13 protein-coding genes and 1 riboswitch are annotated in these 14,722 nt (G+C 68.1%); of the genes, 10 read left to right on the forward strand and 3 right to left on the reverse strand.

Going from position 1 to position 14,722, the window contains the following annotated elements; genetic code table 11:
- The 7 genes from AC5Y5E_RS09130 (at window position 1) to AC5Y5E_RS09160 (ending at window position 8,869) form a co-directional block, all read left to right on the forward strand.
- Window positions 1–1,596, forward strand: a complete 1,596-nt coding sequence (locus AC5Y5E_RS09130) for an AMP-binding protein (RefSeq protein ID WP_499902679.1) — start codon at window positions 1–3, stop codon at window positions 1,594–1,596.
- Window positions 1,589–2,371: an SDR family NAD(P)-dependent oxidoreductase gene (locus tag AC5Y5E_RS09135; protein WP_499902680.1), complete on the forward strand. Its 783-nt coding sequence runs from the start codon at window positions 1,589–1,591 to the stop codon at window positions 2,369–2,371. Before AC5Y5E_RS09130 ends, AC5Y5E_RS09135 begins: the two co-directional genes overlap by 8 nt.
- A complete protein-coding gene (locus tag AC5Y5E_RS09140) occupies window positions 2,368–3,495 on the forward strand; it encodes an LLM class flavin-dependent oxidoreductase (RefSeq protein ID WP_499902681.1) in 1,128 nt (375 codons plus the stop codon). The genes AC5Y5E_RS09135 and AC5Y5E_RS09140 overlap by 4 nt, the downstream gene beginning before the upstream one ends.
- Complete coding sequence (locus AC5Y5E_RS09145) at window positions 3,492–4,661, forward strand: sulfotransferase family protein (RefSeq protein ID WP_499902682.1); 1,170 nt, start codon at window positions 3,492–3,494, stop codon at window positions 4,659–4,661. The genes AC5Y5E_RS09140 and AC5Y5E_RS09145 overlap by 4 nt, the downstream gene beginning before the upstream one ends.
- Before the next feature lie 7 nt (window positions 4,662–4,668).
- A complete protein-coding gene (locus AC5Y5E_RS09150) occupies window positions 4,669–5,430 on the forward strand; it encodes a sugar phosphate isomerase/epimerase family protein (protein WP_499902683.1) in 762 nt (253 codons plus the stop codon).
- Window positions 5,431–5,454: 24 nt separating this feature from the next.
- Window positions 5,455–6,663, forward strand: a complete 1,209-nt coding sequence (locus AC5Y5E_RS09155; protein ID WP_499902684.1) for a DUF1214 domain-containing protein — start codon at window positions 5,455–5,457, stop codon at window positions 6,661–6,663.
- A gap of 208 nt (window positions 6,664–6,871) precedes the next feature.
- On the forward strand, window positions 6,872–8,869 hold the full coding sequence (locus tag AC5Y5E_RS09160; RefSeq protein ID WP_499902685.1) for an acyltransferase family protein: 1,998 nt from the start codon (window positions 6,872–6,874) through the stop codon (window positions 8,867–8,869).
- Window positions 8,870–8,872: 3 nt separating this feature from the next.
- Here AC5Y5E_RS09160 and AC5Y5E_RS09165 read toward each other — a convergent pair whose 3' ends face one another.
- Complete coding sequence (locus AC5Y5E_RS09165) at window positions 8,873–9,532, reverse strand: O-methyltransferase (protein ID WP_499902686.1); 660 nt, start codon at window positions 9,530–9,532, stop codon at window positions 8,873–8,875.
- 111 nt (window positions 9,533–9,643) lie between these two features.
- Window positions 9,644–9,871: riboswitch (M-box (ykoK) riboswitch) on the forward strand.
- A gap of 317 nt (window positions 9,872–10,188) precedes the next feature.
- On the opposite strand from AC5Y5E_RS09165, the gene AC5Y5E_RS09170 reads away from it, so the two are divergent.
- Window positions 10,189–10,341: a hypothetical protein gene (locus tag AC5Y5E_RS09170; protein ID WP_499902687.1), complete on the forward strand. Its 153-nt coding sequence runs from the start codon at window positions 10,189–10,191 to the stop codon at window positions 10,339–10,341.
- A gap of 44 nt (window positions 10,342–10,385) precedes the next feature.
- Window positions 10,386–12,143: an NRAMP family divalent metal transporter gene (locus tag AC5Y5E_RS09175; RefSeq protein WP_499902688.1), complete on the forward strand. Its 1,758-nt coding sequence runs from the start codon at window positions 10,386–10,388 to the stop codon at window positions 12,141–12,143.
- On the opposite strand, the gene AC5Y5E_RS09180 is transcribed toward AC5Y5E_RS09175, so the two are convergent.
- Window positions 12,135–13,079 carry an NADP-dependent oxidoreductase gene (locus AC5Y5E_RS09180; RefSeq protein ID WP_499902689.1) on the reverse strand — a complete coding sequence of 315 codons (945 nt, stop codon included), beginning with the start codon at window positions 13,077–13,079 and terminating at the stop codon, window positions 12,135–12,137. The two genes, AC5Y5E_RS09175 and AC5Y5E_RS09180, sit on opposite strands and share 9 nt — an antisense overlap.
- A gap of 133 nt (window positions 13,080–13,212) precedes the next feature.
- Between AC5Y5E_RS09180 and AC5Y5E_RS09185 the strand changes: the two genes are divergently transcribed.
- On the forward strand, window positions 13,213–13,827 hold the full coding sequence (locus AC5Y5E_RS09185; protein ID WP_499902690.1) for a hypothetical protein: 615 nt from the start codon (window positions 13,213–13,215) through the stop codon (window positions 13,825–13,827).
- A gap of 66 nt (window positions 13,828–13,893) precedes the next feature.
- On the opposite strand, the gene AC5Y5E_RS09190 is transcribed toward AC5Y5E_RS09185, so the two are convergent.
- Window positions 13,894–14,649 (reverse strand): L,D-transpeptidase, encoded by a 756-nt coding sequence (locus AC5Y5E_RS09190; RefSeq protein WP_499902691.1) that lies wholly within the window; start codon window positions 14,647–14,649, stop codon window positions 13,894–13,896.
- Window positions 14,650–14,722: the final 73 nt, after the last annotated feature.

Genomic DNA, 14,722 nt, shown 5'->3' on the forward strand with positions numbered 1-14,722 from the left:
GTGATAGATGCGGCACGCGCGGCGGAGGCCTACCGGCGCGGGCTGTGGGTGACCAGCACGCTCGCCGACGCGCTGCTCGCGGCCGCGGAGGCCTCACCGCAGCGAACCGTGTTGGTGGACGGGGACACCCGGCTCGACTGCGCCGCGCTGTACAGCCAGGCGACCCGGTTGGCCAACGCCCTGCTGGAGCGCATGCCGACCGGCAGCGCGGTGTCGTTCATGCTGCCGAACTGGCACGAGGCCGCGGTCGTCTACCTGGCCGCGACCCTGGCCGGGATGGTGGTGAACCCGATCCTGCCGTCGCTACGCGACCACGAGTTGCGTTTCATCCTCGAGGACGTCGAATCCGCGATGATCTTCGTCCCGCACCTGTTTGGCGGTCACGACTACGCCGCGATGCTCGAACGCGTGACCGCCGCGATGAGCCCCGCCCCCGAAGTGGTGGTGCTGCGTGGCACGGGAACCGGCGCGCACACGCCGTACCCGGCCCTGCTGCAGGAGCGGCCGGATCCCGCGCCGCTGCCGGCCCTGGATCCCGATGCCGTGCGAATGGTCTTGTACACCTCGGGCACCACCGGCCGCCCGAAAGGCGTTCTGCACAGTCACAATTCGATACACGCGCTGATCCGTCAGATCCGTGACCACTGGAATGTCGAGCCGGGTGACACCTTCCTGGTCCCCTCGCCCGTCGCCCACATCGGCGGGTCGATCTACGCGTTCGAATGCCCGCTGCTGCTGGGCACGACGGCGGTGCTCATGGACCGGTGGGACCCGGTGGCGGCCGTGGCGCTGATGAACGGTGAACACTGCACCCACATGGCCGGGGCGACACCGTTTTTGCGGCAGCTGCTGTCCGCCGCCGAACGCGCCGGGGATCGCCTGCCCGACCTGAAGGTATTTATCTGCGGCGGCGCCTCGGTGTCGCCGTCGCTGATCCGGCGCGCCACCGAATATTTCGACCGAGCGGTCGTCACCCGGGTGTATGGCTGCACGGAGGTGCCCGTCGCGACCGTCGGCGCGCCCCGGCGAGACGAAACCGACCGAGCCGCGGACACCGATGGGCGGGCCGGGATCGCCGAGATCAAACTCGTCGCGCACGACACCGCGCCCGACGGCGACGGGGAGATCTGCGTTCGCGGCCCGCAGATGCTGCTGGGCTACCGCCATCGGCAAGACGACGTCGATTCATTCGATGCCACAGGCTTTTTCCGCACCGGGGATCTCGGGCGCTGGGTCGATGGCCAATACCTCGTCGTGACCGGGCGGGCCAAGGACGTCATCATCCGCAACGGCGAGAACATCTCGGCCAAGGAAGTCGAGGACCTGCTGGCCGACCACCCCGGCATCGCCGAAATCGCGATCGTCGGGGTGCCCGACGATCGAACCGGGGAACGGGCGTGCGCGGTGATCGTGCCCGCGGGGGAGCCGGGTGGGTCAAAGCCGGGCGTCGCCGACCTGCTCGCGCTGCTGCAAAGCAAGGGCGTCGCGAAATTCAAGGCCCCGGAACAGGTGGTCGTCTGGGATGCGCTGCCCAAAAACGACGCGGGCAAGGTCCTCAAACATCAGATCAGGGCGGCTCTAACACGGGATGGGTGAGATGCAGGTCGCAATCGTCACGGGCGCAACCAGCGGCATCGGCTTGGGCTGCGCACAGAAACTGGCCGAGATGGGAATGGCGGTCCTGGGCACGGGCCGCGACGAGGACCGGCTGGCCCAACTGCAAGAGTCCATCGCCGACCCGGCGCGGGTCGCGACCGTCGCCGTCGACCTGACCCATGACGACGCGCCGCGGCGCATCGTCGAGGCCGCCGTCGAGCGCTGGGGTCACATCGACTTCCTGATCAACAACGCCGGGGTCGGCAACCCCAAGCCGGTACACGAGACGGACGACGAAACACTGGACTACTTCCTGGGTTTGATGCTGCGGGCGCCGTTTCGGCTCGCGCGCGAAGTGCTGCCGCACATGCCACCGGGGTCGGCGATCATCAACATCACGTCGACCTTCGCCGTCGTGGGCGGGCTGCGCGGCGGCGCCTACTCCGCCGCCAAGGGCGGGCTGACCGCGCTGACCACCCACATCGCCTGCCAGTACGGCCCCGCCGGCATTCGCTGTAACGCGGTCGCGCCCGGCGTGACGGTGACGCCGATGGTCGAAAAGCGCCTGCGGGACGAGCGGTTCCGCAAGATCAACACCGAGCTGACGCCGCATCAGCGGTTGGGCACCGTCGACGACATCGCCAGCACCGTCGCGTTCTTGTGCTCGCCCGGTGGGAGTTTCATCAACGGGCAGACGATCGTCGTCGACGGCGGCTGGAGCTCGACCAGGTACCTGTCGGACTTCGCGCTGAACTCGGAGTGGATCGCGCGGTGAAGGTTTCGCCCGCCGCGTTCGTGCGCACCACCCTCCCGCTGGACCTGTCGGGCCTGGCCGAGCTGGATACCGGTCGGTACCACTCGATTTGGCTCCCCGATCACATGGTGAGCTTCTGGCCCGATGCGCTGTGGACCCCCGAGTTCACCGACCTCGCGACGGCATCGCCGTCCCCGCATCGCCACCTCGACGGCATGGCCGTCGCCGCAGCCGCGGCCGTGCTGACCGACACCGTGCCGCTGGCGACCAGCGTCGTGGACACGGTGCGCCGCCATCCCGCGATGCTGGCCCAAAGCGCGCTGACAATCGACCATCTGTCCCGGGGGCGATTCATCCTGGGCCTCGGCAGCGGTGAGGCCGAAAACATCCTGCCCTATGGTTTCGAATTCGCCCGGCCCGTCAGCCGCTTCGAGGAAGCAGTGCAGGTCATCCGGCTGCTTTGGGACAGCGACGGGCCGGTGGACTTCGAGGGGCGCTTCTACCGGCTGAGCCACGCCCGGCTGGACACCGAGCCGTACGACGGGCGCTTCCCGCCGATCTGGATCGGCGCCAGCGGACCCCGGATGCTCGACATCGTCGGGCGTTACGCCGACGGTTGGTGGCCGGCTGGGGCATGGACCCCCGAGCACTACGCCGAGATGCTCGGCGCGGTAAGACAATCGGCCGAACGGGCCGGCCGCGACCCGATGGCGATCACACCGTGCTACGTGCAGGTTTGCCTGATCGGCGAAGACGACGACGCGATCGAGCGGATCGTCCGCGCCCCGCTGGTGGCCGCGTTCCTGCTGCAAGTGTCGGCGGACGTGCTGCGCCGCTTCGGCTTCGACCATCCGATGGGCGACGACTGGGGCGGGTTCCACGACATCGACCCCACGACGCTGACGCGTGAACGGATCATCGACTTCCTGGGCCGGGTCAAGCCCGAAGCGATTCGGGCGGTCGTGCCGCACGGCACGCCCCGACAGGTTGCAGGGATCATCAAGTCGTATGTGGACGCCGGGCTCCGCGTTCCCAAGATCCTGGATTACGGGGCGATGGCCGGACTGGAGTTCAGCGCCGCGTCGGCGGCCAACGTCCGCAAGACCGAAGACGAACTGTTGGCCTTATGTGGAGGCCAACCATGACAGCCCGACTCGATGCCAACGCGATGCTGGCCCGCGCGCAGGCCGAGGCGGGACTCGACGACTACGGCGACCCGACCCTGCCGGAGCGATTCCGGTTGGCCGTCGACCACCTGAACGGTATCGACATGGGCGCCAACGGGATTGAGCAGGCAAAACGTGTCTGTCATTGGCTGCTGACGTCGCGGCTGGAGCTGATCGAGGATCGCAACCGCTACCCGATCCCCGCCGAGGTGGTCGATCACCCGATGTTCGTGACGGGGGAGCCGCGCTCGGGGACCACGCTCGTGCACGCCCTGATGGCGGTGGACCCGCATGCATGTGCGCTGCGCTTCTGGGAGGTGATGTACCCGTCGCCACCGCCCGGCCTCACCGGCCCGGACGACCCCCGTCGGGCCCGGGCCGACGCCGACTGGCGCGAGATCAACGCGAAGATGCCCAAGTGGCTGCTCAGCCACCCGTACAACGACATGCTCGGCGACGGCCTCCCCGAAGACGAGCGCACCTGGGCCTTCGACTTTCGGGTGATGACTCCGACCGCGTGGTGGCGGGTGCCGATGCAGACCCTCGTCGGCGGCCTGCCGACGGACCCGGCCGCGCAATACTGCCTGCACAAGGCGATGCTGCAGCAGTTCCAGTACGGCCGGCCCCGAAAGTACTGGGTGCTGAAGGGATTCCACGGCTTTCGCCTCGAGGAGTTCTTCGATGCTTATCGCGACGCGAACCTGCTGTGGTTGCATCGCGACCCGGTCCAGGTGGCGGCGTCGCGCACCATGATGATGGCCGACATCCTCGACGGCATCGTCGGTCCGATCGATCTCGCGGTCGAGGCGAAGAAGCACCTCGAGATGACCCGCGCCAGCATCGCCAACACCATGTCCAACCCGATGGTGGACGACCCGCGGATCCTGCACATCCCCTACACCGATTTCATCGGTGATCCGGTCGGGACCGTCGGCCGCTACTACACCTTTTGCGGGCGCGCCCTCACCGGCGAGGCCGAGGCGGCGATGCGTGATTACCTGGCCCACAACCGCGGCGACCGGTACGGGAAGTTCCGGTACTCCACCACTTTGCTGACCGACATCGGTGAGAACCTCGAAGACCTGCACGCCGAATTCGCGCCCTTCCGGGAGCGGTTCGGGGTCAGCATCGAAAAGCGCGATTGAGACGCTCGTGCGCGCACTGTCGGTCCACAACGTGACGTTCCTCGGTGCGGATACCGCCGAGCTGCACAAGAATTGGACGGCCCTTGGCCTGCGACACCTGAGCGTCCTCGACGCGCAACTGCTCGAACCCGCGTTCGCTCGCCTGATTCGATCCGAAGGGTACGCGGTCGAGGCGGTCTACCACCTGTTCGGCGGCGGTGCGGGGTTGTCCCGGCTGATCGATGCCGCCGCGGCCACGGGTGCGCGGTGCATCTACATGCTCACCGGCGGGCGGGGCGGGCTCACCTGGGAGCGGGCGGCGGAGCGGTTTTGTCGCGCGGTCGAGCCGTGCGTGCGACAGGCGGAGCAGGCCGGCGTCGGCCTGGCCATCGAGAATGCGTCGAGCCTCTACGCCGATATCCATGTCGCGCACAGCCTGCGCGACACGATCACCCTCGCCGAGTTGGCGGGGCTCGGCATCTGCATCGACCTGTTTCATTGCTGGGCCGAAGCCGACCTCGCGGGCCTGCTGCGGCGGGCGCTGCCCCGCACGCAACTGATCCAATTGAGCGACTACGTGCTGGGGGACCGGGCCCTGCCGGCCCGCGCGGTGCCCGGCGACGGCGCGATTCCGATCGAACCCTTCGTGGCTCAGGCGGTGGCCGGGGGCTATCGGTTCGGTTTCGACCTGGAACTGCTCGGCCCGCGCATCGATGCGGAGGGCAGGTTGGCGGCGGCCGCGCGGGCGTGCGCGACGGTCAGCGCGATGCTCGACAGGCTCGGCGGCTGAGAAGTCGAGAAAGGCAGGGGCGCGGTGGCTTTCGGCGATGGACCCGACGATGCGGCACTCGACCGGGCGTGGGCCGAGTTCTGCGAGCGATTGCGAGCCGCCGGCAGGCAGGCGTTCAAGGATCTCAACGCGGCCTCCGGCTTGCAGCGCGCCGACGCGTTTCGGTTTCTCACCCAGAACCTGGGGCAGGCCTTCGACCTGGCCCTGGAAACCCGCGACACCCGCTATCCGGTGCTGCACGCGTTTTGCAACCCGACCCGAAAGCTGGGCGGAGACTGCGCAGATTTCACCTACCAGCAGGCGTGGATCGACGGCGAATCGACCTACCGGATCACCGGAACCCGCGGCACCGCCCCGTTTTTCAACATCACCGTGCAGGGTGCGCGTCCGGATGCTCCAAACGTCTTGCATGAGCCGTTCGGCGACGTGCCGGAGGTGAACCTGTTCGGTCACCAACTCCGCGTCGGGCCCGACGGCACTTTCGAGCTCTACGTCGGTGGGCCCGAGCGCGGCCCGAACTGGCTGCCGACCACTGCGGATTCGCGCAAGCTGTTCATCCGCCAGGGCTTCGACCGCTGGGACGAGCGCCCCGCCCGGATGCGCATCGAGCGGGTCGACATGACCTCGCCGAAGCCGATGCCCACTCCCGACACGATGGTCGAGGCCATGCGCTGGGCCGGTGATTTCGTCACCGGGCTGATGAGCGACTGGCCCGAGTTCCCGTTCACCCGCGGCGGCGTCGACGGCGCGCACCCGAATCGGTTCCCTGGCCTGGACGCATCCGATGCGGACGGCAAACGCGGCCGAACCGCCGCCAACATGTACTGGGAACTGGGCCCCGACGAGGCCCTCATCGTGGAGTTCGCTGCCCACGAGGGCTTGTGGATGATCACGAACATGGGGGCCTACTTCACCAGCATGGACTTTCTCTACCGGCCGGTCAGCTACACCCCGAGCCGCGCGTCGGTCGACGACGACGGCAAGGTCAGACTGATTCTGGCCCACCGGGACCCGGGCTTCCGCAACTGGATCGACACCCAGGGATTCGAACGCGGGAACCTCACCTACCGCCACATGCTCGTCGGTCAGCCCGCGACGCTGACGACCCGGCTCGTCGAACACGCCGACCTCGCGCACGTGTTGCCGCCGGAAACCGCGCGCGTCACGAGCGCCGAACGCACCGCATTGATGTGGGAGCGCTTCGACGGGATCCGCAACCGATTTCCCCTCTGATGCGGCTTCGGGCGCGCGTGTCTTCCGCGTATCCGGGCTGACGCGCAATTAGGCTGGCTGCGGTCAAGAGGAGGGGCAGCGACGTATCGGCATCAATCTTGGCGCCGGGCGACAGAGTGGCCAGGGCGCGTTAACCGCGGACGCTGAGCCGGGCGGGAGGTACCCCGCACCGGCGCGTTCTGATCGGCGGCCGCGATGGGTGGCCCCGGTGCGCCGGGTGGGCCGGCTCGCGATCTGGGATCAACCGGAACGGCGCAGCGGCATTCCGGCGCTGGACGGGCTTCGCGCAATCGCGGTCACGCTGGTGCTCGTCGGCCACGGCGGCATCCCCGGCGTCGGCGGCGGCTTCATCGGCGTGGACATCTTCTTCGTCCTCAGCGGATTCCTGATCACCTCGCTGCTGCTCGACGAGCTGCAGCGCACCGGTCGCATTGGGCTGACCGGCTTTTGGATCCGGCGGGCGCGACGGTTGCTGCCGGCCTTGGTGTTGATGGTGCTCACCGTCGGGGCGGCCCGCGAACTCCTCCCGAGCCAGTCGCTCACCGGGTTGCGCGACGACGCGATCGCCGCGTTCCTCTGGGTCGCGAATTGGCGGTTCGTGGCCCAAAAGACCGACTATTTCACCCAGGGCGCCCCGCCGTCGCCGCTGCAGCACACCTGGTCGCTCGGGGTGGAGGAGCAGTACTACTTCATCTGGCCGGTGCTGCTCATCGCGGTGACCCTGCTGCTGGCCGCGCGGGCCAGGCGCTACTTCAGGCGCGCCACCGTCGGCGGGGTGCGGTTCGCCACCTTCCTGATCGCCACCGCCGGCGCGCTCGCTTCCGCGGCGCTCGCCATCGTCCTGGCCTCCGACTCCACGCGGGACCGGATCTATTTCGGCACCGACACCCGCGCGGAGGCGTTGCTCACCGGCGCGGCGGCGGCGGCTCTGCTGGTTAGGGATTGGCCGTCGATGAACCGCGGCTGGTGCCTCATCCGGAGCCGGTGGGGGCGGCGGGTCGCCCGTTTTCTGCCGCTGCTCGGTCTGGCGGGGCTGGCGGCGGCGACCCACTTCGCGTCGGGCCGCGCCGGCGAGTTTCGTCACGGCCTGCTGATCGGGGTCGCGATCGCATCCGTCGTCGTGGTCGCCCCGGTGGCGATGGAGCAGCGCGGTGCCGTCGCCCGCATCCTGGCCCTGCGCCCCCTGGTGTGGCTGGGCACCATCTCCTACGGCGTATACCTGTGGCACTGGCCAATCTTTCTGGCCCTCAATGGTGAACGCACCGGATGGTCCGGGCTGCCGCTGTTCGCCGCGCGGTGTGCCGCCACGGTGGTGGTCGCCGCCGCGTCGTGGTGGCTGATCGAACAACCGATCCGGCGGTGGCGGCCGGCCGGGGTGCCGCTACTGCCGCTCGCGGCGGCCACCGTGGCCAGCGCGGCCGCGGTGACGCTGCTGGTGATCCCGGTGGGAACCGGGCCCGGGTTGCGCGAAGGTCTACCGCCGGGGGTCTCGGCGGTGGCCGCGGTGTCGCCGTCCCCGCCCGGTGCGGGCCGGCCCGCACCCCGCGATCCCCACCGGCCCTTCACCGTTTCGGTGTTCGGCGATTCGATCGGGTGGACCTGGATGCACTACCTCCCGCCGACGCCCGGGTTCGCGTTCCTCGACCACACCGTCATCGGCTGCAGCCTGGTGCGCGGCACGCCGTATCGGTACATCGGCCAAACCCTTGAGCAGAGACCGGAATGCGACGGCTGGCCGATCCGGTGGTCGGCGCAGCTCGGCCAGGATCAGCCCGATGTGGCGCTGTTGATCATCGGCCGCTGGGAGACCGTCGATCGCGTGAACGAGGGGCAGTGGACCCATATCGGCGATCCGACCTTCGACGCCTACCTCAACGGCGAGTTGCAGCGAGCGCTGAACATCCTGAGCGCCAACGGCGTTCGTCTGGTGGTGGCGACGGTGCCGTACAGCCGGGGCGGCGAGAAGCCGGACGGTCGCCTGTATCCGGAGGATCAGCCCGATCGCGTCAACCTGTGGAATGCCATGCTGCGCAAAAAGGTTGCTCAGCGCGGCGGTGTCCAGATCCTGGACCTGAACAAAAAGCTATGCCCGGACGGGGTTTACACGGCCAAGGTCGACGGCATCAAGGTGCGCAGCGACGGCGTCCACCTCACCCCCGAAGGGGTGAAATGGCTGACGCCCTGGCTCGAGGAATCCTTGAGATAGCCGTTAATCGCCCGTGCGGCAGCTGATTTCCATGCTGTCGCTCTCCCGGACGAGGAAGTTGAAGCTGACGTACCCGTTGTCCGGGTCACGCACGCGGTCGAGGTAGGGCCGCATGTCGGCGGCACTGGCGTTGTCGGCGACGATCAGCGCCCCTGTCGTAAGGTGCGGTTCGAGCAGCTCGAGCACCGGCAGGTAGAGGTCCTTCCACCCGTCGAGCAGGACGAATTCAACGGGTCCGTCGAGGTGTTCCAGCGTGGTCAGCGCGTCTCCCTCGAGGATGGTGATCACGTCGTCCAAGCCGGTCTCGGCGAACGTCTGCCTGGCCGCGGCGATCTTGGGGGCGCTGAGCTCGGTGGTCACCACCCGGCCGGCGCCGTTGTCGCGAACCGCGGAGGCCAGGTGCACCGCGGAGATTCCGAAGGACATGCCGAATTCGACGATGGTCGTCGGCCGGGTCGCGCGCACCAGCGCGTAGAGCAGGCGACCCGCTTCCGGCGTCACGGGGATGTAGAACTCGCTCATGGCATCGGCGCGCTGCTGCGCGCTCATCGGCCGGTCGAAATCACCAACCCTTTCGCGCAACCTCGACATCTGATTCTTCGTCTCGGTGTACATCCGGTCGAGCGCCGTCGCGACCTCGGGCGCCTGCAAAGTATTAGCCATGGTTTCGAGGGTAGCCGCGGCGGCAGATGGGCCCGTTGGTTAACAGAAACCAACGTAATGGTTGCGTAAACTAATTTGACGCGCATTGGGTCGCGGTGCAAGATGGACGGGCAAGCACCTCGGTAGGTGAGGCGTCTGCACGGATACAGGCCACTGACCCCGAACGTCGAGAGACGCCCCGGGTCAGGACAGCTCTTCCCGGACCCAAGGGTTGAGCCCAAGTGGCTTCCGGACGAGGAGCGATCGCAAGCGCGGCGAAGCCGGGCGCAGCGGGTCGCGACCATCGGTTACGTTCGGATACGCCGTGCAGTGCCGAAGCTCCGACGAGAGGGGTGCGATCGGCGGTTTGCGCCGGTCATTTCGCCTCCTCCCGTTCAGGTGAATGTGACGACACCCGCGTGTGTCCCGGCCGTGAGGAGGTGAGGGCGAGATGAGTCCCGGCGACAGTCCGTATCCCAATTCCGTCTTGTCCCGATCCGGTTCCGGCATTCTTTCCGCCGCCTGATTTCTCGTGTGCTCGATAACGCTGCGCGTCAAGCATTTTGCGGGCGATCCAGCGTATGCCGCGGGCCGGTCGGACCTCCCGATAGGAGACGATCATGGCTTTTGTTGTTACACACCGTCTTACCGGTCCTCAGAGGGGACGCGGCCGATCGATGCTGCGTATCGGCCGACTCCTGCTCGACAAGCTGCACACGCGCAGCGCGCTGACCCCGCAGGAACGGGCCAACCTCTACGTGTCGCGGATGCCGATTGCGGTCATCTCGGCCTCGCTGGGCGCGCATCCGTCGGACAGCGCCCGTCGGTGATTCGCCGATCCGAGCCCGAACTTGTTTGAGATAGCGAGAATTCGATGACGTCGATTTCCGCGGAGGTCGAGGGCCTGCGTGCCTCCGAGGGGCCGGCCCAGGCAGTGCTGGATTCGGCGCACGCCGGCGACATCGTCGGCGCGTTCGGCCGCATCCGCCGCGACGGCGCGGGCACCGGTGGCCGCTGGCGGCGGCTGCGGACACTGATGGTCATCACCGGCCCCGGGCTCATCGTGATGGTCGGCGACAACGATGCCGGCGGCGTGGCGACGTACGCGCAGGCGGGGCAGAACTACGGCATGGGCCTGCTGTGGACGCTGGCACTGCTGATCCCGGTGCTGTATGTGAATCAGGAGATGGTGCTGCGGCTGGGCGCGGTCACCCGGGTCGGCCACGCGCGGCTGATCTTCGAGCGCTTCGGGAAGTTCTGGGGCGCCTTCAGCGTCGGTGATCTGCTGATCCTCAACGCGCTGACGATCGTCACCGAATTCATCGGCGTATCACTGGCGCTCGGGTTCTTGGGCTGCCCCAGGGCGATCGCGATCCCGGCCGCCGCGGTGTTGTTGTTCGCCGTGGTGGCCGGCGGTTCGTTCCGCCGCTGGGAGGGCCTGATGTTCCTGCTGATCGCGGTGAACGTGCTGATCATTCCCATGGTGTTGATGGCGCACCCCACGCTGAAAGCAACGGCGGGCGGACTGGTGCCGCAATTCCCGGGCGGGCTCAACTCCACCGTGCTGCTGCTCGTCGTCGCGATAGTGGGCACCACCGTCGCGCCGTGGCAGCTGTTCTTCCAGCAGTCCAACGTGGTGGACAAGCGCATCACGACCCGCTGGATCGCCTACGCCCGAGCCGATTTGGTCATCGGGATCGTCGTCGTCATGGCCGGCGCGACGGCCTTGATGGCGGTGACCGCATTCGGGTTGGCCGGCACCGCCGACGTCGGTGGCTTCACCGACGCGGGTGCGGTCGCCTCGGGCTTGTCCAGGCACCTCAGCGGCACGGTGGGCGCGCTGTTCGCGATCATCCTGCTGGACGCGTCTTTGATCGGCGCCAATGCGATCGGGCTGGCCACCACGTATGCCGTCGGTGACGCCTTGGGCAAGCGGCACTCGCTGCATTGGAAGATCAGCGAGGCGCCACTGTTCTACGGGGGGTACGCCGTGCTGCTCGCGGTGTCCGCCGGGGTCGCGTTCAGCCCGGACCACATCCTCGGCCTGGTGACCCAGGGCGTGCAGGCCCTCGCGGGTGTCCTGCTGCCGTCGGCGACGGTGTTCCTGGTCTTGCTGTGCAACGACCGCGCGGTGCTCGGGCCCTGGGTAAACACGGTGCGGCAGAACATCATCGCGTGGACCGTCGTGTGGTGCCTGGTGGTCTTGTCGCTGGCCCTGACGGCGACGACGTTCTTCCCTGGCCTATCCACGGCCACCATCGAGGCCGGACTCGCGGCCGGCGCCGCGATCGGCATCGTGGGCGGAGCCGTCGCGATCATCGCCGGCCGGCGCCACCGCGACCTGCGGGACGCGGAAGCGATCGCGGGGGCGCTCGGCGGCGGCCTGGACCCCAATGAGGTCGACGAGCTCGACGACGCACCGCTCCTCACGCGCGCCGAACGGCGGGCCGTGCGCCGACAGGACCGGGCACACTGGCAGACCCCCAATCTCGCCATGCTCGACCGGCCGACCATGTCACCGATCCGGCGGGCCGGGTTGCTTACCCTGCGCGGCTATCTGGTGGTGGCCGTCGTGTTCGTGATCATCAAGGTCGTGCAGGCCGGAATAATCGGTCCGGCCACGTCATTGTGAACCGTTCGGCAGCAGAACGATTTTGCCGCGGGTGTGCCGCTTTTCCAGTTCCTCGAAGGCATCGGCGACGCGGTCCAGCGAGTAGGTTCCGGCGACCTCGAAATCGATGGCGCCCGTGGCGATCAGGTCGGCCATCTCGGCGAGCACTTCCGGCGTCGACGCGTCCACACTGCCCTCTGCTTTGGCGCCGACCTCGCCGGCCTTCTCGAACGAGATGATGGTCTCGATCCGCTCGGGCGCGACGCCGAGGTCCAATGCGAGCTGGATGTAGTCGGGGCCGAACAGGTCGATGAACGCGTCGATCCCGTCGGGCGCGGCCTCTCGCAGCCGGTCGGCCAGGCCCTCCCCGTATTCGACGGGGGTGACGCCGTGTGCGCGCAGCCAGTCGGCGTTGCCGGGGCCGGCGATGCCGAGCACCACCGCCTTGCGCAGGGCCAACAGCTGCACGACGAGGCCGCCGACTCCGCCGGCGGCCGCCGAAACGGCGATCGTTTCGCCCGGTTGGGGGTCGACGGCGCGAACCGCGGCATAGGCCGTCACACCGACCACGTACAGCGAACCCGCGACCTCCCAACTCAATTCGGGCGGCTTGCGGATGAGTTGGTTTTCCGGGACGGCGGTGTGCGTGGCGTGGCTGGACCGCCGGAAGCTGAAGCCGAGGACCTCGTCGCCGACGGCAAACCCGGTGACCCCCGATCCCACGGCGGTCACCACGCCGGCGAGGTCGCTGCCCTCACCCGACGGAAAGGTGGCGGGGAACATGTCGTGCAGCGCCCCGCTTCGGATGGCCGCCTCGCCGGGGTTGATCCCGGCGGCGCGAACCTCGACCACCACCTCGTCCGGGCCGGGCGACGGCATGTCCACATCCGCCAGGTACAACACGTCGCGACCCCCATAGCGGTCGAATCGAACCGCTCGCGCCACCCCAGCCGCCATCTGTCCCCCTTGCCCCACGAATAGGCTCCGCCTCGGGCCAGCATAGGCGTGTGCCGTCCCCTTGTTACCGTCCACATTTCGCAGTAGCGTCAGGCGCCGCGGACGGGACAGGGATGGACACGGAGGGAACCCCATGAAGCGCGCTCGGATCACTGTCGCCGGCTGGGCGGTCGCCGGGGCAGTCGGCGCCGCGACCACCGGCTGCGGCGACTACCACCATTCGTCCCCCTCCGCGTCGCTGCCGACCGGGGCCGCGTCGTCGACCGGTTCGAGCGCGGTGACGAGCCCTTCCCCGGGGCAGCAGACCGATTACAGCAATCTGCTCATCAAGGCCGGCGACATCGGCGGCGACTTCACCACGCCCCAGCCACCCGTGCTGAACCCGAACAACGCCGCGGGCGTCGCGCAGCTTTTCGCCAATGCCGACAACAGCCGCCGAATCGGGGACACGATCCTGATCGTCGCCGACGCGAAGGTGGCGGCGGCGGGAATCGAGAACACCAAGGCCAATTACGCGGGCAAGGTCAGCGGAACCTGGCAGCCCGTCGACATCGGAACCAACGGGGCGATTATTTCCGGTAGCGCCCCCGGCAACACGCAGGCGATCACCGTGCTGCTCTTCAACGAGGGCAAGGCGCTCGTCAACCTGGAATTCGACAGCGCGCCCAACGATCCCATCGATCCGGGCGTGGCGATCGACATCGGCCGCAAGCAGGACGCGGCCATCAAGGGCACCTTGCCCGCCTAGCCCCAATCGGGCCGCAGTCACAGGTGCGCGGAATGTCCTTGGTGCGCACCGGTTTCGGCCGGTCGGTCAGGACACGACCTGGATGGGATCGCCGACGTTGACCTGGTTGAAGTACCAGGCCGCGTTATCCGGGCTCAGGTTGATGCATCCGTGACTGACGTTGGCGTGGCCCTGCGAGTCGACCGACCACGGGGCCGAGTGCACGTACACGCCGCTCCACGTGACCCGCACCGCGTACTGCGCGGTGATCTTGTAGCCCTCGGGCGAACTCAGCGGGATGCCGATGGTCCGCGAGTCCATCACGACACTGCGCTCCTTTTCCAGGGCGGTGAAGTTGCCGATCGGGGTCGGGCGGCTGGGCTTGCCCATCGATGCCGGCATCGTGCGCAGCACTTCGCCGTTGCGGCTGACGGTAAAGGTGTGCCCGGACAGGCTGGCAACCCCGAGCAACTCGTCACCCGTGTCGAAACCCGTCGTCAGGGCCTGCACCCCCACCGAGACATTTGTGTGGGTGGGCCAATAGTGGTTCGGAACCCACTGAACGACGTTGTTCTCGACCCACTCGAAATGGCCGGGCATGTCGCTCGGCGACGTGACGTGGATGGTCCGTTCGGCGGCGGGGCGGTCGGTGACCGGCGCGGTGAACGTGACCACGACGGGGTGCGCCACCCCCACCAGGGCTCCGTTAGCGGGCAGAACGGCGGCAACTCCGGGGACCGGCTCGGGCAGCGGGACGGCGGCCACGGTGCGGGCGCCGCTGCCCAACGCGCCCATGCCGACGATCGCTACCATAACGAACAGATAACGAACCGCTCTACGCATTGCGCTTACCCTTTGCGATGGTTGGACGGACACAACGATATTCTACTGGTTGTCGGCGCATTCCGGTTTTCAG

Source organism: Mycobacterium sp. NGS54, assembly GCF_059812465.1.

What these genes read in the sequence shown, in the direction of transcription:
- AC5Y5E_RS09135 (WP_499902680.1), top strand. Translation starts at nt 1,589, where the DNA reads ATGGGTGAGATGCAGGTCGCAATCGTCACGGGCGCAACCAGCGGCATC.
- AC5Y5E_RS09145 (WP_499902682.1), top strand. Translation starts at nt 3,492, where the DNA reads ATGACAGCCCGACTCGATGCCAACGCGATGCTGGCCCGCGCGCAGGCC.
- AC5Y5E_RS09165 (WP_499902686.1), bottom strand. Translation starts at nt 9,532, where the DNA reads ATGGCTAATACTTTGCAGGCGCCCGAGGTCGCGACGGCGCTCGACCGG.
- AC5Y5E_RS09170 (WP_499902687.1), top strand. Translation starts at nt 10,189, where the DNA reads ATGCTGCGTATCGGCCGACTCCTGCTCGACAAGCTGCACACGCGCAGC.
- AC5Y5E_RS09175 (WP_499902688.1), top strand. Translation starts at nt 10,386, where the DNA reads ATGACGTCGATTTCCGCGGAGGTCGAGGGCCTGCGTGCCTCCGAGGGG.
- AC5Y5E_RS09180 (WP_499902689.1), bottom strand. Translation starts at nt 13,079, where the DNA reads ATGGCGGCTGGGGTGGCGCGAGCGGTTCGATTCGACCGCTATGGGGGT.
- AC5Y5E_RS09185 (WP_499902690.1), top strand. Translation starts at nt 13,213, where the DNA reads ATGAAGCGCGCTCGGATCACTGTCGCCGGCTGGGCGGTCGCCGGGGCA.
- AC5Y5E_RS09190 (WP_499902691.1), bottom strand. Translation starts at nt 14,649, where the DNA reads ATGCGTAGAGCGGTTCGTTATCTGTTCGTTATGGTAGCGATCGTCGGC.